The 20,150-nt window shown below is 70.6% G+C and carries 13 protein-coding genes, 1 tRNA gene and 1 rRNA gene; 2 read left to right on the plus strand and 13 right to left on the minus strand.

Translation table 11 applies throughout. The features are described from left to right. The first annotated feature begins 84 nt into the window (after positions 1-84). Positions 85-894 (plus strand): Fpg/Nei family DNA glycosylase, encoded by an 810-nt coding sequence (locus ACF1DX_RS12580; RefSeq protein ID WP_391791159.1) that lies wholly within the window; start codon positions 85-87, stop codon positions 892-894. Here ACF1DX_RS12580 and ACF1DX_RS12585 read toward each other — a convergent pair. From ACF1DX_RS12585 to ACF1DX_RS12630, 10 genes are all read right to left on the minus strand, one after another. Further along, positions 878-1,132 (minus strand): hypothetical protein, encoded by a 255-nt coding sequence (locus tag ACF1DX_RS12585; protein WP_391791160.1) that lies wholly within the window; start codon positions 1,130-1,132, stop codon positions 878-880. The two genes, ACF1DX_RS12580 and ACF1DX_RS12585, sit on opposite strands and share 17 nt — an antisense overlap. Positions 1,133-1,259: 127 nt before the next feature. Continuing rightward, positions 1,260-1,730 carry a Dps family protein gene (locus ACF1DX_RS12590; RefSeq protein ID WP_391791161.1) on the minus strand — a complete coding sequence of 157 codons (471 nt, stop codon included), beginning with the start codon at positions 1,728-1,730 and terminating at the stop codon, positions 1,260-1,262. A 184-nt stretch (positions 1,731-1,914) separates the two neighbouring features. After that, a complete protein-coding gene (locus tag ACF1DX_RS12595; protein ID WP_030825954.1) occupies positions 1,915-2,295 on the minus strand; it encodes a helix-turn-helix domain-containing protein in 381 nt (126 codons plus the stop codon). Positions 2,296-2,404: 109 nt separating this feature from the next. Continuing rightward, complete coding sequence (locus ACF1DX_RS12600) at positions 2,405-2,950, minus strand: CinA family protein (protein ID WP_391791162.1); 546 nt, start codon at positions 2,948-2,950, stop codon at positions 2,405-2,407. Beyond that, positions 2,947-3,831: a CDP-diacylglycerol--glycerol-3-phosphate 3-phosphatidyltransferase gene (pgsA, locus tag ACF1DX_RS12605; RefSeq protein ID WP_391791163.1), complete on the minus strand. Its 885-nt coding sequence runs from the start codon at positions 3,829-3,831 to the stop codon at positions 2,947-2,949. The genes ACF1DX_RS12600 and pgsA overlap by 4 nt, the downstream gene beginning before the upstream one ends. Further along, complete coding sequence (gene rimO / locus ACF1DX_RS12610; protein ID WP_391791164.1) at positions 3,828-5,303, minus strand: 30S ribosomal protein S12 methylthiotransferase RimO; 1,476 nt, start codon at positions 5,301-5,303, stop codon at positions 3,828-3,830. The genes pgsA and rimO overlap by 4 nt, the downstream gene beginning before the upstream one ends. Positions 5,304-5,396: 93 nt before the next feature. Beyond that, positions 5,397-6,239, minus strand: coding sequence for a helix-turn-helix domain-containing protein (locus ACF1DX_RS12615; protein ID WP_391791165.1), 843 nt, complete (start codon positions 6,237-6,239; stop codon positions 5,397-5,399). Positions 6,240-6,491: 252 nt separating this feature from the next. After that, on the minus strand, positions 6,492-9,263 hold the full coding sequence (locus ACF1DX_RS12620) for a DNA translocase FtsK (protein WP_391791166.1): 2,772 nt from the start codon (positions 9,261-9,263) through the stop codon (positions 6,492-6,494). 156 nt (positions 9,264-9,419) lie between these two features. Next, entirely contained in the window at positions 9,420-10,097 is a 678-nt protein-coding gene (locus ACF1DX_RS12625) for a two-component system response regulator (protein WP_391791167.1), read from the minus strand. Positions 10,098-10,404: 307 nt separating this feature from the next. Then, positions 10,405-15,876 carry a HAMP domain-containing protein gene (locus ACF1DX_RS12630; protein WP_391791168.1) on the minus strand — a complete coding sequence of 1,824 codons (5,472 nt, stop codon included), beginning with the start codon at positions 15,874-15,876 and terminating at the stop codon, positions 10,405-10,407. 416 nt (positions 15,877-16,292) lie between these two features. On the opposite strand from ACF1DX_RS12630, the gene ACF1DX_RS12635 reads away from it, so the two are divergent. Next, a complete protein-coding gene (locus ACF1DX_RS12635; protein WP_391791169.1) occupies positions 16,293-19,046 on the plus strand; it encodes a SpoIIE family protein phosphatase in 2,754 nt (917 codons plus the stop codon). 80 nt (positions 19,047-19,126) lie between these two features. On the opposite strand, the gene ACF1DX_RS12640 is transcribed toward ACF1DX_RS12635, so the two are convergent. The 3 genes from ACF1DX_RS12640 to rrf all read right to left on the minus strand — a co-directional run. After that, positions 19,127-19,199, minus strand: a tRNA-Thr gene (locus tag ACF1DX_RS12640). Between the two features lie 78 nt (positions 19,200-19,277). After that, positions 19,278-19,955 (minus strand): DegT/DnrJ/EryC1/StrS family aminotransferase, encoded by a 678-nt coding sequence (locus ACF1DX_RS12645; RefSeq protein WP_344567191.1) that lies wholly within the window; start codon positions 19,953-19,955, stop codon positions 19,278-19,280. A gap of 100 nt (positions 19,956-20,055) precedes the next feature. Beyond that, positions 20,056-20,150 (minus strand): 5S ribosomal RNA (rrf, locus tag ACF1DX_RS12650); the annotation flags it as partial.

Raw genomic sequence — 20,150 nt, forward strand, 5'->3', positions numbered from 1 at the left:
TCCCGACGACCACGCCCGCACCCCCGGCCCACCACCACACGCCCACCCGAGCGCCCCCGCCGCCCGGCGTGCCACCCTTGACGCATGCCCGAAGGAGATACGGTCTGGCAGGCCGCGAGGCGGCTGCACGACGCCCTGGCCGGCCAGGTGCTGACCCGCAGCGACCTCCGGGTGCCGAGGTTCGCCACGGCCGACCTCACCGGCCGCACCGTGCTGGACGTCACCCCGCGCGGCAAGCACCTGCTGACCCGCGTCGAAGGCGGACTGACGCTGCACTCGCACCTGAGGATGGACGGCTCCTGGCGGGTGTACACGCCCGGGCAGCGCTGGAACGGCGGCCCCGCCCACCAGATCCGCGCGATCCTCGGCAACGCCGACCGTACGGCCGTCGGCTACCGGCTCCCCGTCCTGGAACTGATGCGCACCACCGACGAGGACCGCGCGGTCGGCCACCTCGGCCCCGACCTCCTCGGCCCGGACTGGGACCCCGGCCTCGCACTGGCCAACCTCCTGAAGGACCCGGCCCGCCCCCTCGGCGAGGCCCTGCCGGACCAGCGGAACCTCGCCGGAATCGGCAACATCTTCAAGAGCGAGCTGTGCTTCCTCCTCGGCGTCACCCCCTGGCTCCCCGTGGGAGAGTTGCCCGCCGACCGTTCCGCGAAGCTTCCGGTGCTCGCCCGGAAACTGCTGGAGTCCAACCGCGAGCGCCCGGTCCGCAACACCACGGGCCGCCGCGGCCAGGACCTGTTCGTGTACGGCCGCGCCCGCCGCCCCTGTCTGCGCTGCCGCACCCCGATCCGTCTCGCCGACCAGGGCGACGGCTCCCGCGAGCGCCCCACGTACTGGTGCCCCACCTGCCAGCCGGGCCCGGCTCCGTTCACTCCCCGTCGGTGAACCGACGCACGGTGCCCATCCGCCACGCCCGCCGCCACCGTCCCGCCGCGAGCGCCCCCTCCGCCCGCGACTTGGGCACGCAGTGCACCGGCAGCAGACTGAGCCCCCACCCGCCGGCCGCGACCGCCCCTTCCACCACCCCGGCGTCGGGCACCAGCAGCAGCCGCGCCACCGCCCACCACCACAGCGCCCCGAACCCCAGAACGGCCCCCCGACGCAGCACCCGCCCCGTCGTCACGGCCCCCACCCCCGCGCCGACGCCATGAGACCGCTCGCCCCCGCACACAGGGCGCACCAAGGGCACACGGGCGCGTCCGGCCCCCCCGGGCCGCTCCACGAGGGCCCCACGGCCCTCGAAGGTCACGTCACCCGTTCTCGGCCTGGAACATCCAGTGCTGCTTCTCGAGGTCCGCGGTGATCGTGATCAGGATGTCCTGGCTCACCGGGTCCGGTTCGGCGGTCGCCGTGACCCGCTCCCGCATACGGGCGATCACCGCGCCCAGCGCCTCCACGAGCGCGCCCACCGCGGCCGTGTCGTCGACCCAGCCCTCGGGCGTCACCCCGATGCCGCTGCCGACGGCGACCGTCGCGGCGCGCCCGTCGGGCGAGACCCCCAGTGCCGCGGCGCGCTCCGCCACGGTGTCGGAGTGGGTACGCGCCAGGGCCACGACCTCGTCGAGCTGGAGGTGCACGGAACGGAAGCGTTGCCCGACCACGTTCCAGTGGATCTGTTTGGCCACCAGGGCGAGGTCCACCAGGTCGACCAGGGCACCCTGCAGCGCCTCGGACACGGTCTTCAGGTTCGCGTCGGACAGCGGGCTCTTCACGACGTACATCCGCACCTCCGTAGCAGCCCCCCGCCTCGTCCCTCAACGATGACCGCCGCGCGCCGCACCGGCAAACGCACGGGAGAAGACCCAGGCACGCGAAAACCCCGGCGGCACCCCTCCGGATCTCCCGGAAGGGCCCCCACCGGGGCATCCCACTGCCTTCACACCGCGCGTGCGCGGCACACCACGCTCACGCGGCGACGACGTCCACCGCCTCGGCGGGCGCCTTGATGGTCACCCGTTCCGGTGGCACACCGGTCACCGAAACGGAACCCAGCATCGGACGAACCGGCGTGGGTACGGACTCGCTGGGCGTCGCTGCAGCAGACTGGGCCAGTTCGGCGAGAGCGAGCTCGTCGCTCACTTCCCGCATGAGCTCGGACATCCGTACGTCCAGCGCGTCGCAGATGGCGGAGAGCAGCTCGGAGGAAGCCTCCTTCTGCCCCCGCTCCACCTCGGAGAGATAGCCGAGTGAGACTCGGGCGGACGAGGAGACTTCGCGCAGAGTACGGCCCTGGCGTTGGCGCTGCCGACGCAGCACGTCACCCAGCAGGCGACGGAGCAGAATCATCGGTGGCTCCCTCCTCGGACCGCGTAGCCGCATCCTTCTCGCCCCACCGTACCGCCTTGCGCCGCGGCCGTGCGGGGAGCGATGTCGTGTTCACTCAGGGCTGCAAACATCAAAACCCCCCGTTCCGTTCCGTATCCTGTGCCCGCTCATTCCCGGTCTGTTCGCCCGCAAGCTCCCTCAGAAGCAGTGCGAGTACGCTCCGTACACTCTCCATACGAATTTCCGCGCGGTCGCCGTTCAACCGCAGATGCCGCACTTTTCCGCCGCGGGCGGAACCCGTTCCCGTGCCCGAGGGGCCGTCCACGGCGACGAAAACCGTGCCGACGGCCTGGCCGTCCTGGGGATCCGGACCGGCGACGCCGGTGGTGGCGATGCCCCAGTCGGCGCCCAGCGCCTCGCGGACGCCGGCCGCCATCTGGGCCGCCACCTGCGGATCCACCGCTCCGCGCTCCGCCAGCAGGGTGGCGTCCACCCCGAGCAGTCGCTGCTTGAGTTCGGTGGCGTACGCCGTCACCGAGCCCCGGAAGACCTTGGACGCCCCGGGCACCGAAGTGATCTCGGCCGCCACCAGACCACCGGTCAGCGACTCGGCGACGGCGAGCGTTCCACCGTTCACAGTGAGTAGTCGCACCACCTCGGTGGCCTCGGAACTCACGCTTCCGTCTCCTCCAACGCCGCCTCGCGCTCGGCGATTCCCCGCCTGCGCAGCACAATGGCCTGTTTCACATAGTCGACTCCGGTCGCCACGGTCAGCACGACCGCCGCGGCCATCACCCACCACCGCAGCGTGGCCAGCCACCCCGTCAGCGCCAGTACGTACATACCGACGGCGATGCCCTGGGTGAGCGTCTTGAGCTTGCCCCCTCGGCTGGCCGGGATCACTCCGTAGCGAATGACCAGGAAACGCAGCAGGGTGACGCCGAGTTCCCGGCCGAGGATGACCCCGGTGACCCACCACGGGAGATCGCCCAGCGAGGAGAGACAGATCAGCGCCGCTCCCATGATCGCCTTGTCGGCGATGGGGTCGGCGATCTTCCCGAAGTCGGTGACGAGGTCGTAGGTGCGCGCCAGATGACCGTCGAACAGGTCGGTGATCATGGCGATGGCGAAGGCCGCCCAGGCGAACGACCGCCACGCCGGGTCGTACCCGCCCTCAGCGAGCATCAGCATGACGAACGCCGGCACCAGGAGCAGCCGGAGCATGGTCAGCAGGTTGGCGATGTTCCAGACGCTGGCCTGGTTCACGGCCGCCGCCACGACCTTCGCGCCGCGCGCGGGCCTGGTCCCGTCCCCGGCGTCGGCGCCGTCACGGGACGCGGTGGCCGATGCCGCCTCGCCGCCGTGCGTCCGGGCGCCGGCCGGGCCACGGCCGGACGCACCGCGCCGGGCCGGTCCGCCGCCGGACGATCCCGGAGCCGTGCCCCGTGCCTCCCGCGCGACCGTGCGGCCGCTCGCCGGCAGGCCTCCGGGGGCGGCGCCCGCCGTCCTCCTCGCGCCGGAGGGGCCTCCCGCCGCCGATGCCGGGACACCCGTCATCTGCCCGCCTCCTCACTCCACGCGGGCGAACCCTGGAACAGCGGCTCGGCCACCAGGTCGACACCCTCCGTGCCGATCACCTTCGCCTCGACCATACGGCCGACGGCCAGCCCCTCGCCGCTCGTGAGCAGCACCTGGCCGTCCGTCTCGGGGGCCTGGTGCGCCGCCCGGCCGTACACGCCCTCCGTCTCGCCGACGGACTCCACCAGCACGTGCACGGTCTCGCCGACCCGTTCCTCGGCGCGCTGCGAGACCAGTTCCTCGGCCAGCCGGGAGACCCGGGCCAGCCGCTCGGCGACGACGTCCTCGTCCAGCTTGCGGTCGTACGTCGCGGCCTCGGTGCCCTCCTCGTCGGAGTAGCCGAAGACGCCGACGGCGTCCAGCCGCGCGTGGTTCAGGAAGCGCTCCAGCTCGGCGAGGTCGGCCGCGGACTCGCCGGGGAAGCCGACGATGAAGTTGGAGCGCACACCGGCCTGGGGCGCCTTGCTCCGGATGGTGTCGAGCAGTTCCAGGAACCGGTCGGTGTCGCCGAAGCGGCGCATCGCGCGCAGCACGTCGGGCGCGGAGTGCTGGAAGGACAGGTCGAAGTAGGGGGCGACCTTCGGGGTGGAGGTCAGCACGTCGATCAGGCCGGGCCGCATCTCGGCCGGCTGGAGGTAGCTGACGCGCACCCGCTCCAGGCCGTCGACCTCGGCCAGCTCGGGCAGCAGGGACTCCAGCAGGCGGATGTCGCCGAGGTCCTTGCCGTAGGAGGTGTTGTTCTCGGAGACCAGCATGATCTCCTTCACGCCCTGTTCGGCCAGCCAGCGCGTCTCGTTCAGCACGTCGCTGGGGCGGCGCGAGATGAAGGAGCCGCGGAAGGACGGGATGGCGCAGAAGGAGCAGCGCCGGTCGCAGCCGGAGGCGAGCTTCACCGAGGCGACCGGGGAGCCGTCCAGCCGGCGGCGCAGCGGCGCGCGGGGGCCGGAGGCCGGGGCGAGGCCGTCGGGCAGGTCCGCCGGGCCGTGTCCCGGGAGGGCGACGGCGGCGGCGGAGTCCTGCCGCTCGGCCGGGCTGATCGGCAGCAGCTTGCGGCGGTCGCGCGGGGTGTGGGAGGCGTGGATGCCGCCGTTCAGGATGGTCTGGAGGCGGTCGGAGATGTCGGCGTAGTCGTCGAAGCCGAGCACGCCGTCGGCTTCGGGGAGGGCCTCGGCGAGTTCCTTGCCGTACCGCTCGGCCATGCAGCCCACCGCGACGACGGCCTGGGTTCTTCCGTGTCCCTTGAGGTCGTTGGCCTCCAGGAGGGCGTCGACGGAGTCCTTCTTGGCGGCCTCGACGAAGCCACAGGTGTTGACGACGGCGACGTCCGCTTCCTCGGCGTCCTCCACGAGCTGCCAGCCGTCCGCCTCCAAACGGCCTGCGAGCTCCTCCGAGTCCACCTCGTTACGGGCGCAGCCAAGGGTGACGAGTGCGACGGTACGGCGTTCAGGCATGGGCTCAAGACTACTTCGTCCCGCTGACGCCCCACGTCGACGGGGTTGGCCGATCATGGCCAACCCCGTCGACGAAGCACCCTTTGTGCCGGGTCATCCGGCCTGTGGGTCGCCCTTGGTGTAGGTGAGGCGCTCGACGGCGCCCGGCTGCCAGTCGTCCTCGATCTTCTTGCCGTTCACGAACAGGTCGATCGCGCCGGCGTCACCGAGGACCAGATTGATCTTGGTGCTGTCCTGGAAGGTCTTGGAATCGCCCTGCTTGAGCAGTCCGTCGAACAACTGCCGGCCGTTGTGGTCCTTGGCGGAGATCCAGCTGCGTCCGTCGGCGGCGCTGACCTGGACCGTCACCTTGTCCTGCGGCGCGGCGGCGATGGCGCTGTCCGACGGTTCCGGCTCGGGTGCGACGGGCTTCTCGGACTTCGGGGTGGGTGAGGCGGCCGGCTTGCTGGGCGTGGCGCCGTCGGCGACGTTCGCCTTGCCGCCGTCGTCGTCGCCCTTGACCATCGTGAATCCGACGAAGCCGATCACGACGACGATCGCGGCGACCATGGCCGCGGTCCAGTTGGGTCCGCGCCGCTCCGGACGGATCCGTTCCGCCTCGAACAGCGGGGCGGCCGGGGTCGGGGCCGGACGGCCGCCGCCGTGCTCGGCCTCGTACTGGGCGATCAGCGGGGCAGGGTCGAGGTCCACGGCCCTGGCCAGGGTCCGGATGTGCCCGCGCGCGTAGACGTCGCCGCCGCAGGGGGCGAAGTCGTCCGCCTCGATGGCGTGCACGATGGCGATGCGGACCCGGGTGGCGGTACTGACGTCGTCGACGGTGAGCCCGGCGGCGATGCGCGCCTGCCGCAGCGCTCGGCCGACGGAGACGGAAGGGCGGGCTTCCTCGGAAACGTCTTCGAACGGACGCTCGTCTTCAGGGGAGTTGCCGATGGACACGGGGGCGCCTTTCGAGCGTGTAGCCGCCTGTGCTGGAGGTTCAGTCTAGGAGGGGTACAAGAGGATGGGGCAACCGGGCGGTAGGACTTTGTACGCCATCGGAATGGCCCGACATTCCGATGATGGGACTGCGGTTTGTCGCTTCGCTCAACTTGACGTACACCGAAGGGAAACAGTTGCCCGGTGATCCCTAACGGGTGGGTCACGATCGACCGCCCGGGTGCCCGGAGGCGACGACCGCCTCCCGTTCGCCTACCCTTCAGACTCCCCCCGGATCAGCGCCAGCACGCCATCCAGTTCATCAGGCTTCACAAGAACGTCACGGGCCTTCGAACCCTCGCTCGGTCCGACGATGTTCCGCGACTCCATGAGGTCCATCAGCCGGCCCGCCTTGGCGAAGCCGACGCGCAGCTTGCGCTGGAGCATGGACGTCGACCCGAACTGGGTGGAGACGACCAGCTCGGCCGCCTGGCACAGCAGGTCCAGGTCGTCGCCGATGTCCTCGTCGATCTCCTTCTTCTGCTTGCTCCCGACCGTGACGTCGTCCCGGAAGACGGGCGCCATCTGCTCCTTGCAGTGCCGGACGACGGCCGCGACCTCCTCCTCGGTCACGAACGCGCCCTGCAGACGCGTCGGCTTGTTCGCGCCCATCGGCAGGAACAGCCCGTCGCCCTTGCCGATCAGCTTCTCGGCGCCGGGCTGGTCGAGGATGACCCGTGAGTCCGCGAGCGAGGAGGTGGCGAACGCCAGCCGGGACGGCACGTTCGCCTTGATCAGACCGGTGACCACGTCGACGGACGGCCGCTGTGTGGCGAGCACCAGGTGGATTCCGGCCGCCCGCGCGAGCTGCGTGATGCGCACGATGGAGTCCTCGACGTCGCGCGGGGCGACCATCATCAGGTCGGCCAGCTCGTCGACGATCACCAGCAGGTACGGGTACGGCTGCAGCTCGCGCTCACTGCCCTCGGGCGGCTTGACCTTGCCCTCGCGCACCGCGCGGTTGAAGTCGTCAATGTGCCGGTAGCCGTAGGCCGCGAGGTCGTCGTAGCGCAGGTCCATCTCGCGCACGACCCACTGGAGCGCCTCGGCGGCCCGCTTGGGGTTGGTGATGATCGGCGTGATCAGGTGCGGGATGCCCTCGTACGCCGTCAGCTCCACGCGCTTGGGGTCGACCAGGATCATCCGGACGTCCTCCGGGGTCGCCCGCATCATGATCGAGGTGATCAGGCAGTTGATGCAGGACGACTTTCCGGAGCCGGTGGCGCCGGCGACCAGCATGTGCGGCATCTTCGCCAGGGAGTCCATGACGTAGCCGCCCTCGACGTCCTTGCCGAAGGCGACCAGCATCGGGTCGTCGTCCTCGGCGGACTCCGCGAGTCGCAGTACGTCGCCGAGGTTGACCATCTCCCGGTCGGTGTTCGGGATCTCGATGCCCACCGCGGACTTGCCGGGGATCGGGCTGATGATCCGCACGTCCGGGCTGGCGACGGCGTACGCGATGTTCTTGGTCAGCGCGGTCACCCGCTCGACCTTCACGGCCGGGCCGAGTTCCACGACGTAGCGGGTGACCGTCGGGCCGCGGGTGAAGCCGGTGACGGCGGCGTCCACCTTGAACTCCGTGAAGACCTTCCGCAGCGCGTCGACGATGGCGTCGTTGGCGGCGCTGCGGGTCTTGCTGGGGCCACCGCGCTCGAGCAGGTCGAGGGAGGGCAGCGAGTAGGTGATGTCGCCGGAGAGCTGGAGCTGCTCCGCGCGGGCGGGCAGATCACGGGGTTCGCGCGGCGGCTCCTTGGTCATGTCCAGGACGCCGGCCGGCGGCTTGTCCCGCTTCGGCCCGTCCTGAGGCCCGTCCTGAGGCCCGCTCTGAGACCTGTCCGTCTTCGGCTTCTCCCGCTGCGGGCGGGCGGCCGGCACCGGCGTCGGTGTGGTCGGCTCCCGGTCCCCGGTGCTCACGCCCTGGGTCAGGTCGGCGACGATCGGCGAGGGCGGCATCCCGTGCAGCACGGCACCGTCCAGCGCGGCGGCAGCGGCGGCGGCCACGTCCACGGCGTCCATGGGCCGGTCCATGGCGGGCCTCGGCACCGCGGACCGCCGGGGCCGGCCCCGGCGCCGGGACAGCGCCTCCTGCTCCGCCCTGTCCGGGTCGTACTCCTCGGGCACCGGCCGCCGTCCGCGGCGGCTCGCGGGCAGCGACTCGCGCCACTGCTGCTCGTAGCGCTCGTCGTCCTCGCCGAACTCCTCCGGCTCGGGTTCGCGGACGAGTCCGAGCCGCACGCCGAGCTGCCGCAGGCGCTGCGGGATGGCGTTGACCGGGGTGGCGGTGACGACCAGCAGGCCGAAGACGGTGAGCAGCACCAGCAGCGGCACGGCGAGGACGTCGGTCATGGTCGCCGACAGCGGTGTGGCCGCGCCCCAGCCGATGAGCCCGCCGGCGTCCCTTATGGCCTGCATGCCGTCGCCGCGCGCGGGCGAGCCGCAGCCGATGTGGATCTGCCCGAGCACGCCGATGACGAGCGCGGACAGACCGATCACGATCCGTCCGTTGGCCTCCGGCTTCTCCGGGTGCCGGATGAGCCGTACGGCGATGACGGCGACCAGGATCGGCACCAGCAGGTCGAGCCGGCCGAAGGCCCCGGCGACCAGGATCTCCACGAGGTCACCCACGGGACCCTTCAGATCGGCCCAGGTGCCGGCGGCGACGATCAGGGCGACGGCGAGCAGCAGCAGCGCCAGGCCGTCCTTGCGGTGCGCGGGGTCGAGGTTCTTGGCGCCCTGCCCTATGCCGCGGAAGACGGCGCCCACCGCGTGCGCGAGGCCCAGCCACAGGGCGCGTACGAGCCGGTAGACGCCGCTGGTCGGATTCGGGGCGGCCGGTGCGGGCGCGGGCTTCTTCGCCGCGGCCTTCCTGGCGGGAGCCTTCTTCGCCGGGACCTTCTTGGCAGCGGCCTTCTTCGCCGGAGCCTTCGCGGAAGCGGGCGCCTTCTTCGCGGGCGGCTTCTTGGCTGCGGAGGGACGTGAGGCCATGGGGGTGAGGTTACCGGGGGAGACGGTTGGGAACACGCGTGGCGGACGCTTCACCCGTTCGTGTCGCTCTTGTCGAGGCGTGACATTGACGCGCGGTTGACGCGGTCTCACCTCCACGGCGCATCGGATGCCCGGCCAACGCCCCTGTCCTCGGCGTCAGTTCTGCGACGGCACCGACGACGCGCTGCCGGTCCCGGGCTCCAGGGCGTCCAGCGCCCGCCGCAACCCCGTGAGCTTGCGCTCCAGATGGGCGGCTGTGGCCACCGCGGCAGCGTCGGTCGACTCGTCGTTGAGCTGCTTGGTGAGCGCCTCGGCCTGCTCCTCGACGGCCGCGAGCCGCGCCGAGAGCTCCGCGAGCAGCCCCGCCGTCTCCTTGGAATCGGCCGTGTCCTTCTCGCCGCCCTCCAGCTGGAGCCGCAGCAGCGCCGCCTGCTCCCGCAGCTGGCAGTTCTTCATGTACAGCTCGACGAAGACCGAGACCTTCGCGCGCAGCACCCACGGGTCGAACGGCTTGGAGATGTAGTCGACCGCCCCCGCCGCGTACCCCCGGAAGGTGTGGTGCGGGCCGTGGTTGATCGCGGTGAGGAAGATGATCGGGATGTCCCGGGTCCGCTCCCGCCGCTTGATGTGCGCGGCGGTCTCGAAACCGTCCATGCCCGGCATCTGGACGTCCAGCAGAATGACCGCGAAATCGTCCGTGAGCAGTGCCTTGAGCGCTTCCTCCCCGGACGATGCCCGCACCAGCGTCTGATCGAGCGCCGAGAGGATCGCCTCCAGCGCGAGCAGATTCTCCGGCCGGTCATCGACCAGGAGGATCTTGGCCTTCTGCACCATGGCCCGCCCTCCTCGCCCCGGCTTGGGGCCTCCCCTGTCCGCAGGACCTGGGGCCGTACCGGTGGGTACCGCTCCAGGGGACGACTCCCTTGCGCCGCCCGTCCTTGTGCCGGTCATCGTAGCCGCACCCCGCCCGTCGCCACACCCTGTCACCGCGATGTCACTGTGCACGTAGCAGAAACGCAGCGGGAGACCAGAAGGTTCCCCGATTCCCGTACTTCTACACGACTTCGCGCACACCGCGTCAGCAACTTCATGTGAAGACCGGAGCTTCCCGTCACCTTCGCGCCCCCTCCGGGCGCCGGTCTCACTCCCCCCGCATCCACTGCTCCATCACCGACAGCAGGTGATCGGGGTCGACCGGCTTGGTCACGTAGTCGGAGGCACCCGACTCGATCGCCTTCTCGCGGTCGCCCTTCATCGCCTTCGCGGTGAGCGCGATGATCGGGAGCCCGGCGAACTGCGGCATCCGGCGGATCGCCGTGGTCGTGGCGTACCCGTCCATCTCGGGCATCATGATGTCCATCAGGACGACCGCCACGTCGTCGTGCTGCTCCAGCACCTCGATGCCCTCGCGGCCGTTCTCCGCGTACAGCACGGACAGGCCGTGCTGCTCCAGGACGCTGGTGAGCGCGAAGACGTTGCGGATGTCGTCGTCGACGATCAGCACCTTCTGCCCGCCGAAACGGATGCCGCGGCTCGACGGCCGGGGAGCCGGCTCCTGCTGCTCCACGTCCGACCACTGCTCGGCCTCCGGAGCGGGCCGCTGCTCCAGCGTGATCCTGCGGCGGCGCCGGAACAGCGCGGCCGGACCGTTCTGGGTGTCCCGGTACGACTTCACCTCGGCCGGCGTCTCGGCCTGCGGCCCGGTCAGCTCGGCCGAGGCCACCAGGTCACCGGCCTCCAGCGCGGGCATGGGCTGCTGGTAGCCGTTCGGGGGCAGCTCGCTCGGGTGCAGCGGCAGGTACAGCGTGAACGTCGAGCCGCGGCCCGGCTCGCTCTGCGCGTGGATCTCGCCGCCGAGGAGCTGCGCGATCTCCCGCGAGATGGACAGCCCCAGACCCGTACCGCCGTACTTGCGGCTGGTGGTGCCGTCGGCCTGCTTGAACGCCTCGAAGATCACCCGCATCTTGCCGGCCGCGATGCCGATGCCCGTGTCGCTCACCGAGAACGCGATCAGGTCCGCGTCCGGGTCGGTCAGCGAACCGGCCTCCAGCAACTGCTCCCGGATGGCCTGCGGAACCTCGTCCCGGGCGGGCCGGATGACCAGCTCGACCGACCCGGAGTCGGTGAACTTCACCGCGTTGGACAGCAGGTTGCGCAGCACCTGGAGCAGCCGCTGCTCGTCGGTGTGCAGCGTGGCCGGCAGCTCCGGCGACACCCGCACCGACAGGTCCAGGCCCTTCTCCGCGGTCAGCGGCCGGAAGGTGGCCTCCACGTAGTCCACGAGCTGGACCAGCGCGATGCGCGTCGGGGAGACGTCCATCTTGCCCGCCTCGACCTTCGACAGGTCGAGGATGTCGTTGATGAGCTGCAGCAGGTCGGACCCGGCACCGTGGATGGTCTCGGCGAACTCGACCTGCTTCGGGGAGAGGTTCCCCTCCGCGTTGTCGGCGAGCAGCTTCGCCAGGATCAGCAGCGAGTTGAGCGGCGTCCGCAGCTCGTGCGACATGTTGGCGAGGAACTCGCTCTTGTAGCGCATGGAGACCGCGAGCTGTTCGGCGCGCTCCTCCAGGACCTGCCGCGCCTCCTCGATCTCGGTGTTCTTCACCTCGATGTCCCGGTTCTGCCGGGCCAGCAGCTCGGCCTTCTCCTCCAGTTCGGCGTTGGACGCCTGGAGCGCCTTCTGCCGCTGCTCCAACTCCGCCGACCGCTCGCGCAGTTGCTCGGTCAGTTCCTGGGACTGCGAGAGCAGCCGCTCGGTCTTGGTGTTGACCGAGATGGTGTTGACACTCGTCGCGATCATCTCGGCGATCTGGTTGAGGAAGTCCTTCTGGATGTGCGTGAACGGCGTGAACGAGGCCAGCTCGATGACGCCGAGCACCTTCCCCTCGAACAGCACCGGCAGCACGATCACCTGTGCCGGCGGTGCCTCCCCGAGTCCCGAGGAGATCTTCAGGTAGCCGCTGGGCGCGTCCTGCACGAGGATCGTGCGCTTCTCCACGGCGGCCGTCCCGATGAGCCCCTCACCGGGCCGGAACGACGTCGGCATGGACCCCATGGAGTAGCCGTACGAGCCGAGCATGCGCAGCTCGAACTGGTCGTCGTCCGCGGCGTTCAGGTCCTCGCCGTCGACCAGCGGCATCGCGAGGAAGAACGCGCCGTGCTGCGCGGACACCACCGGCGTCAGCTCGCTCATGATCAGCGAGGCCACGTCCTCCAGGTCGCGGCGGCCCTGCATCAGCGCGGAGATGCGGGCGAGATTGCCCTTGAGCCAGTCCTGCTCCTTGTTGGCGATCGTGGTGTCGCGCAGGTTGGCGATCATCTTGTTGATGTAGTCCTGGAGTTCCTGGATCTCCCCGGACGCGTCCACGTCGATCTTCAGGTTCAGGTCACCGCGGGTCACCGCGGTCGCCACCCGCGCGATGGCACGCACCTGCCGGGTCAGGTTCCCGGCCATCTCGTTCACGGACTCGGTCAGGTCCCGCCAGGTGCCGTCCACGTCCCGCACGCGTGCCTGGCCGCCGAGCTGCCCCTCGGTGCCCACCTCGCGGGCCACCCGCGTGACCTCCTCGGCGAACGACGACAGCTGGTCGACCATCGTGTTGATGGTGGTCTTCAGCTCGAGGATCTCCCCGCGCGCGTCGATGTCGATCTTCTTCGTCAGGTCACCCTTGGCGATGGCCGTCGTCACCATGGCGATGTTGCGCACCTGACCGGTCAGGTTGGACGCCATCTGGTTCACCGACTCGGTGAGGTCCTTCCAGGTCCCCGCCACACCCGGCACGTGCGCCTGCCCGCCGAGGATGCCGTCCGTGCCCACCTCGCGGGCCACCTTCGTGACCTGCTCGGCGAACGCGCTCAGCGTCTTCACCATGATGTTGATGGTGTCGGCGAGCTGCGCCACCTCGCCGCGCGCCTCGATGCTGACCTGCCGCGTCAGGTCGCCGTTGGCGACGGCCGCGGACACCTGGGAGATGTTCCGCACCTGGGTGGTCAGGTTCTTCGCCATCAGGTTGACGTTGTCGCTCAGGTCCTTCCAGATGCCCGTGACACCCGGCACGTGCGCCTGGCCGCCCAGGATGCCCTCCGTGCCCACCTCACGGGCCACCCGGGTCACCTGCTCGGCGAACGACGACAGCTGGTCCACCATCGTGTTGACGGTGGTCACCAGCTCCAGGATCTCGCCCTTGGCGTCGACGGTGATCTTCTTCGACAGGTCGCCCTTGGCGACCGCCGTGGTGACCTCGGCGATGTTGCGCACCTGGAGGGTCAGGTTGTTCGCCATGCCGTTCACCGACTGCGTGAGGTCCTTCCAGGTGCCGGAGACACCCTGCACCTCGGCCTGACCGCCGAGGATGCCCTCCGTACCCACCTCACGGGCCACCCGCGTGACCTCCTGGGCGAACGACGACAGCTGGTCCACCATCGTGTTCAGCGTGTTCTTGAGCTCCAGGATCTCCCCGCGCGCGTCCACGGTGATCTTCTGCGACAGGTCACCGCGCGCCACCGCCGTCGCCACCTGGGCGATGTTGCGGACCTGCGCGGTGAGATTGCCCGCCATGCCGTTCACGGAGTCCGTCAGGTCCCGCCACACACCGGCGACCCCGGGCACCTGCGCCTGACCGCCCAGCCGGCCCTCCGTGCCCACGTCCCGGGCCACCCGCGTCACCTGGTCGGCGAACGACGACAGCTGGTCCACCATCGTGTTGATGGTGTTCTTCAGCTCGAGGATCTCCCCGCGCGCGTCGACGTCGATCTTCTGCGACAGGTCACCCCGCGCGACGGCCGTCGTCACCTGCGCGATGTTGCGCACCTGTCCCGTCAGGTTGGACGCCATCGAGTTGACGGAGTCGGTGAGCTCCTTCCAGGTGCCCGACACGCCGTCCACGCGCGCCTGACCGCCCAGCCGGCCCTCCGTGCCCACGTCCCGGGCCATCCGCGTCACCTGGTCGGCGAAGCTCGACAGCTGGTCCACCATCGTGTTCACGGTGTTCTTCAGCTGGAGCATCTCGCCGGAGACGTCCACCGTGACCTTCTGCGACAGGTCACCGTTGGCGACCGCCGTCGTCACCTGGGCGATGTTCCTCACCTGTCCGGTGAGGTTGCGGAACGCCGTGTTGACGGAGTCCGTCAGGTCCTTCCACGTCCCCGCCGCCCCCGGCACCTGCGCCTGGCCGCCCAGCTCACCCTCGACGCCGATCTCGCGCGCCACGCGCGTGACCTCGGCGCCGAAGGACGACAGCTGGTCCACCATCGTGTTGACGGTGTTCTTCAGCTCCAGCATCTCGCCGGCCACGTCCACCGTGACCTTCTGCGACAGGTCACCGTTGGCGACCGCCGTCGTCACCGCCGCGATGTCCCGCACCTGAGTGGTCAGGTTCCGGAACACCGTGTTGACGGAGTCCGTCAGGTCCTTCCACGTCCCCGCCGCCCCCGGCACGTTCGCCTGACCGCCCAGCCGTCCCTCGGCCCCGACCTCGTTGGCGACCCGCGTGACCTCGTCCGCGAAGATCCGCAGCGTCTCGGTCATCTGGTTGATCGTCTCGGCGAGCTGCGCGACCTCGCCGCGCGCCGGCACCGTCACCTTCCGCGACAGGTCGCCGTTGGCGACCGCGGTCGTCACCTCGGCGATCCCGCGCACCTGCGCGGTGAGGTTCCCGGCCATGGTGTTGACGGAGTCGGTGAGCTCCTTCCACACCCCGTCCACCCCGGGCACCTGCGCCTGGCCGCCCAGAGCGCCCTCGGTGCCCACCTCGCGCGCGACGCGTGTCACCTCCGAGGAGAACGCGGAGAGCTGGTCCACCATCGTGTTGACGGTGTTCTTCAGCTCCAGCATCTCGCCCTCGACGTGCACGGTGACCTTGCGGGACAGGTCACCGCGCGCGACGGCCGTCGTCACCAGCGCGATGTCGCGCACCTGCGCCGTCAGCCGCTCCGCCATCGTGTTGACGGAGTCCGTCAGGTCCTTCCAGGAGCCGGACATGCCGCGCACCTGGGCCTGACCGCCCAACTTGCCCTCGGTGCCCACCTCGCTGGCCACGCGCGTGACCTCGTCGGTGAACGTCGACAACTGGTCGACCAGGTTGTTCACCGTCCGCGCGACCTTCAGGAACTCGCCCCGCAGCGGATGCCCGGCCCCTTCCGGTGCCGCCTGCGTCCGCAGCTCCATGCGCGGTGACAGATCGCCCTCCGCCACCGCCGACAGCACCCGGCTCACCTCGGAGACGGGCCGCACCAGGTCGTCCACCAGCGCGTTGGAGTTGTCGATCGCGACCGCCCAGGAACCCTCGCAGGCCCCCGTCTCCAGCCGCTCCGTGAGCTTTCCCTCACGCCCGACCATGCGGCGCACCCGCGCCAGCTCACCCGTCAGGTGGAGATTGCGGTCGGCCACCTCGTTGAAGACCGCCGCGATCTCCGCCATCACGCCGTCGCCGGACACCGTGAGCCGCTTGCGGAAGTTCCCGTCCCGCATCGCCACCAGCGCCGTCATCAACCGGTTCAGGGCCGCCGTGTCCACGGTCGTGGTCCCGCCCCGCGCCCTTCCCGGCTTGCTCAGGGACTGTCCGCCTTTCGCGCGCGTCGTCTTCGTGCCCCGCGTCGCTGCGCCAGACTCCACTGTGTCCCTCCCGCAGGGGTCGACCGTTACCGCTGTGCCCGGGCACACCGCCAGGGGCGTTCCCGATGTTCCTGTGCTCTTCCCGTACTACCGCGATGTCCTGCCCGACGTTCCAAAGGCGCCGCCAAGGGGGCTGCTGCCCACCCGGGGCGGAAGGCACACGGCCCGCCCGGACCTCCACCACAAGCCTGCCCAGTGTTTCACCCTCGCCGAACCAGGCCATAACAGACCGGCAGCTTCGCACATCGTCCGCACACCCGCCGGACGGAGAACACCTCCCGACGGAAACACAGCAGACCGGCATTCGCTCGGACCGTGAAGGTAAGTAACCTTGCATCCGGCTGTCCAGCCACGCCGGTCCGCCCGGCCTGGGCGGTGGCACGGGAACGAGCGGGCATCGGAGGGCGGCCGCACACATGACCACCGGACTGATCCCGGGGGAGCAGCCCCCGGACCCACGGCCGGCTGACGGCCTGCCGCAGCAGCGGCACGAGCCCGCCGGCCAGGGAGCCATGCCCGTCGAGAACCGGTCGAGGAGTTCTGTGATCACCGCGCGCGCGGCCGCCAGCTTCGAGCCCGTGGGGCGATCGGTCGCGAGCGCCCGGTCCTTCGTCCGCGACACCCTGCAGGGCTGGGGCTTCGCCGACATCGTCGACGACGCCGTGGTCCTCACCAGCGAACTGGTGACCAACGCCGTGGTCCACGCCGGCACCTCCGCCGACCTGCTCTGTCTGCGCAGCGACGACGGCGTACGGATCGAGGTGGCCGACCGGTATCCGGAGCGGGAGATCCCGCTCCAGGGCTCCGCCATCACCATGGGCAACCCCGACCGCGAGGGAGGCCGGGGGCTCCAGCTCTGCGCGGCCCTGGCCGGCCACTGGGGCGTGGACTACACACCCACCCACAAGACCGTGTGGTTCCAGCTCGACCTTCCCGAGCGTCCCGTCGGCGCCCGGTCCGCCGGCCCCTCCCTGCCGGCCCACCTCCTCCCGCTCGCCGACACCCGGGTCCGCGTCGCCGTCGTCCAGATCGACCGGACCGGCTCCGTCAGCGCCTGGAACGAGGACGCCGAGGAACTCTTCGGCTACTCCGCCGAGCAGGTCACCGGCAAGCCGCTGACCGACTTCGCGGCCTGGCCGCACACCCCGGGCACCGGCACCGGCATCGCCGACGCGCTCCAGCTCTCCCGCTGGGAGGGCAGCTACGGCATCAGGGGCGCCCACGGCCGGGTGATCCCCGTGTACGCCTCCCACCTGCGAGTACGGGACACCGACGGCGAACCGTCAACGGTCTGCCTCCTCGTACGGGACCACGAACGGGCGGTTCTGCAGACCCCGCTGCGCGGCCCCGCGTCCGACAAGTCCGGCACCTCCGAGGGCCAGAACACCGACCCCTTCGAGGTCTTCATCGGCTCCCCGGCCCCGGACGACCTCGACGGGCTGCTCCAGCGCACGGTGGAACGCGCCCGCGACATGCTCGACGGCGACTCCGCCTTCCTGCTCCTCGCCACCGACGACGAAACGGAACTGGAGGTCCGCGCCTCCACCGGCCTGCCCTCGGCCCGCCAGCGCTTCGCCCGCGTCCCCGTCGAGGCCGGCCCCGGCCGCTACGGCTCCGCCCGCATGCCGGCCGTCCACGAGGACCTGGCCGCCGTCCCCGGCGCGGTGCCGCTCCTCAACAGCACCGGCATGCGCTCGGTCGTCACCGTCCCGCTGAAGGTGGAGGGCCGTCTCACCGGCTCCCTCGGTGTCGCCGCCGAGGCACCCGGCAGATACTCCAACGAAGAGGCGCTGCGCCTGCAGTTCGCGGCGGACCGCATCGCGCTCGCCGTCGAGTCGGCCCGTCTGGGCGAACTGGAGCGCCTGCGCCGCGGCTCGCTCAGCTTCCTCGTCGAGGCCTCCGACCTGCTGGCCGGCACCCTGGACCGGGACCAGACCCTGGCCCTGATGGCCCAGATGACGGTGCCGACCCTCGCCACCTGGTGCGCCGTGTACACGATCGCCGACCAGGCCTCCGAGCCGTACCTCTCCTACGTGCTGCACGAGGACGAGGAGCTGATCGACGGCATCAAGTCCCTGCTGTCGAAGATCGCCCCGCCCGACCCGGTCCCCACGCCCGGCGCCCGCGTCTGGTCCGCCCCCGCGGAGGTCGCCCACCAGGCGGCCCTGCGCACCTCCATGCGCAGCCTCGGCCTCAGTGGCAGTCCGACCCGTCAGGTCACCCCGGGCATCGGCCCGACCCTCGCGACGGCCGCCGCGGTCGGCGGCGAGACGGTGGTCCTGCCGCTGGTCGCCCGCAACCGGGTCATCGGCATGCTGACGCTCGGCAAGCCGACCGACGAGCACTTCCGCCAGGAGATCCTGGAGCTCGCCGAGGATCTTTCCCGGCGAGCCGCCCTGGCGCTGGACAACGCCCGCCTCTACTCGGAGCGCACGGCCATCAGCCAGTCCCTCCAGCGCAGTCTCCTGCCGCCGGAGCTGCCGACGATCGACGGCGTCGAGGTCGAGGTCATCTACCGCGCGGCCGGCGAGGGCAACGAGGTCGGCGGCGACTTCTACGACCTCTTCCCGATCAGTGACGGCGCGTACGGCTTCGCCATCGGCGACGTCTGCGGCACCGGCCCCAACGCGGCGGCCGTGACCGGTCTCGCCCGGCACGCGCTCCGACTGCTGGCCCGCGAGGGCCTCAGCGGCCCGGCGGTCCTGGAGCGCCTCAACTCCGCGATCCTCGACGAGGGCGCCCGCAGCCGCTTCCTCACCCTCCTCTACGGCGAGATGCGCCCGCAGGACGACGGCAGCGCGGAACTGAAGGTGGTCTGCGCCGGTCACCCCCTCCCGCTCCGTCTGCGCCAGGACGGCACGGTCGAACCGGCGGCGGAGCCGCAGCCCCTCCTCGGCGTCATCGAGGACCTGGAGCTGTACGAGCAGACGGTCACCCTCGATCCCGGCGACGTGCTCCTCTGCGTCACCGACGGTGTCACCGAACGCCGCGAGGGTCCCCGCATGCTGGGCGACGACGGCCTCGCCGACGTTCTGACCACCTGCACCGGACTGACGGCCGGCGCGGTCGCGGCCCGCATCATGCGCGCGGTGGAACGCTTCGCCTCCGAACCCCCGTCCGACGACATGGCGATCCTCGCCATGCGCGTACCGGGCCTGCACACGGATTAGCGTGAGTTGCCCTACGGGGAGGGCACTCCCCACAGGGCATGAGAAAGGCCCCGCCCGAATGGGCGGGGCCTTTCTGTCCGAGCCCCCAAACGGAATCGAACCGTTGACCTTCTCCTTACCATGGAGACGCTCTACCGACTGAGCTATAGGGGCCTGTTGCCGTGTGCGGGGTTTTCCGCTCGCCAACGGAATAGATCATACCCCGAACGTGCCCGTGCTCCCAACCGCCGCTCAGCCGGTCGGCTGGAGCAGCCCGCCCAGCGCGTTGCACGCCGCCGCGATCCGCTGCATGTCCCGTCTGGTCAGCGACGCGTCCACGGGAAGCGCGAGCGTCTCGTCGGCGGCCCGCTCGGTCTCGGGCAGGGACACGCAGCGCCGGAACTCGGGCATCCGGTGCACGGGGGTCTTCACCGGTACGCGGCACTCAACGCCCTTGCCCCGTATGGCGCGTGCGAAGGCGTCCCGGTCGGGCCTGCCGTTCCCCGGCACCCGCACGACGTACTGCTGATAGGTGTGCCCGACTCCGCTCTCGGGCGTCCGCACGCCCCTCAACTTGGCATCGAGGAACGCCGCCCGCTCCCGCCGCCGAGCCATCTCGTCGTACGGAGCCTCGGATTCCCCGTGCTCCAGCACCAACAGCCCGTGCCGGCGGCCGAGCGCGTGCAACCGCCCGACGTCGGCGGGCCTTCCGAAGCGGTGTACGACAACGACGGCTGCCGTCCGCGGAGTTACAGCCGCCTCCACCGCGGCCGGCTCCAGGCAGTACGTCGCCGGATCTATGTCGGCGAACACCGGCAGCGCCCCTGCCATCGCCACGGCTTCGGCGACTTCCACGTTCCCAAAGGCCGGTACGACGACCTCGTCGCCCACTCCGACACCAGCGGCCCTGAGCAGTGCAGCAGTACTCATGCAGTGGATGCTCGTTGCGCAACGTGAACGTCAAGTGACGCAGAACAAAAAAGGGTTGGACCCGGAACCGAAGTTCGGGGTCCAACCCTTTTGAATGATTGTTCGGCGGCGTCCTACTCTCCCACAGGGTCCCCCCTGCAGTACCATCGGCGCTGTAAGGCTTAGCTTCCGGGTTCGGAATGTAACCGGGCGTTT

This window comes from Streptomyces sp. NPDC014676, assembly GCF_043084105.1.
Classification (GTDB): domain Bacteria; phylum Actinomycetota; class Actinomycetes; order Streptomycetales; family Streptomycetaceae; genus Streptomyces.

Coding starts and splice junctions, on each gene's coding strand:
- ACF1DX_RS12580 (WP_391791159.1), top strand. CDS start 85: ATGCCCGAAGGAGATACGGTCTGGCAGGCCGCGAGGCGGCTGCACGAC.
- ACF1DX_RS12590 (WP_391791161.1), bottom strand. CDS start 1,730: ATGTACGTCGTGAAGAGCCCGCTGTCCGACGCGAACCTGAAGACCGTG.
- ACF1DX_RS12595 (WP_030825954.1), bottom strand. CDS start 2,295: ATGATTCTGCTCCGTCGCCTGCTGGGTGACGTGCTGCGTCGGCAGCGC.
- pgsA (WP_391791163.1), bottom strand. CDS start 3,831: ATGACGGGTGTCCCGGCATCGGCGGCGGGAGGCCCCTCCGGCGCGAGG.
- rimO (WP_391791164.1), bottom strand. CDS start 5,303: ATGCCTGAACGCCGTACCGTCGCACTCGTCACCCTTGGCTGCGCCCGT.
- ACF1DX_RS12620 (WP_391791166.1), bottom strand. CDS start 9,263: ATGGCCTCACGTCCCTCCGCAGCCAAGAAGCCGCCCGCGAAGAAGGCG.
- ACF1DX_RS12625 (WP_391791167.1), bottom strand. CDS start 10,097: ATGGTGCAGAAGGCCAAGATCCTCCTGGTCGATGACCGGCCGGAGAAT.
- ACF1DX_RS12635 (WP_391791169.1), top strand. CDS start 16,293: ATGACCACCGGACTGATCCCGGGGGAGCAGCCCCCGGACCCACGGCCG.
- ACF1DX_RS12645 (WP_344567191.1), bottom strand. CDS start 19,955: ATGAGTACTGCTGCACTGCTCAGGGCCGCTGGTGTCGGAGTGGGCGAC.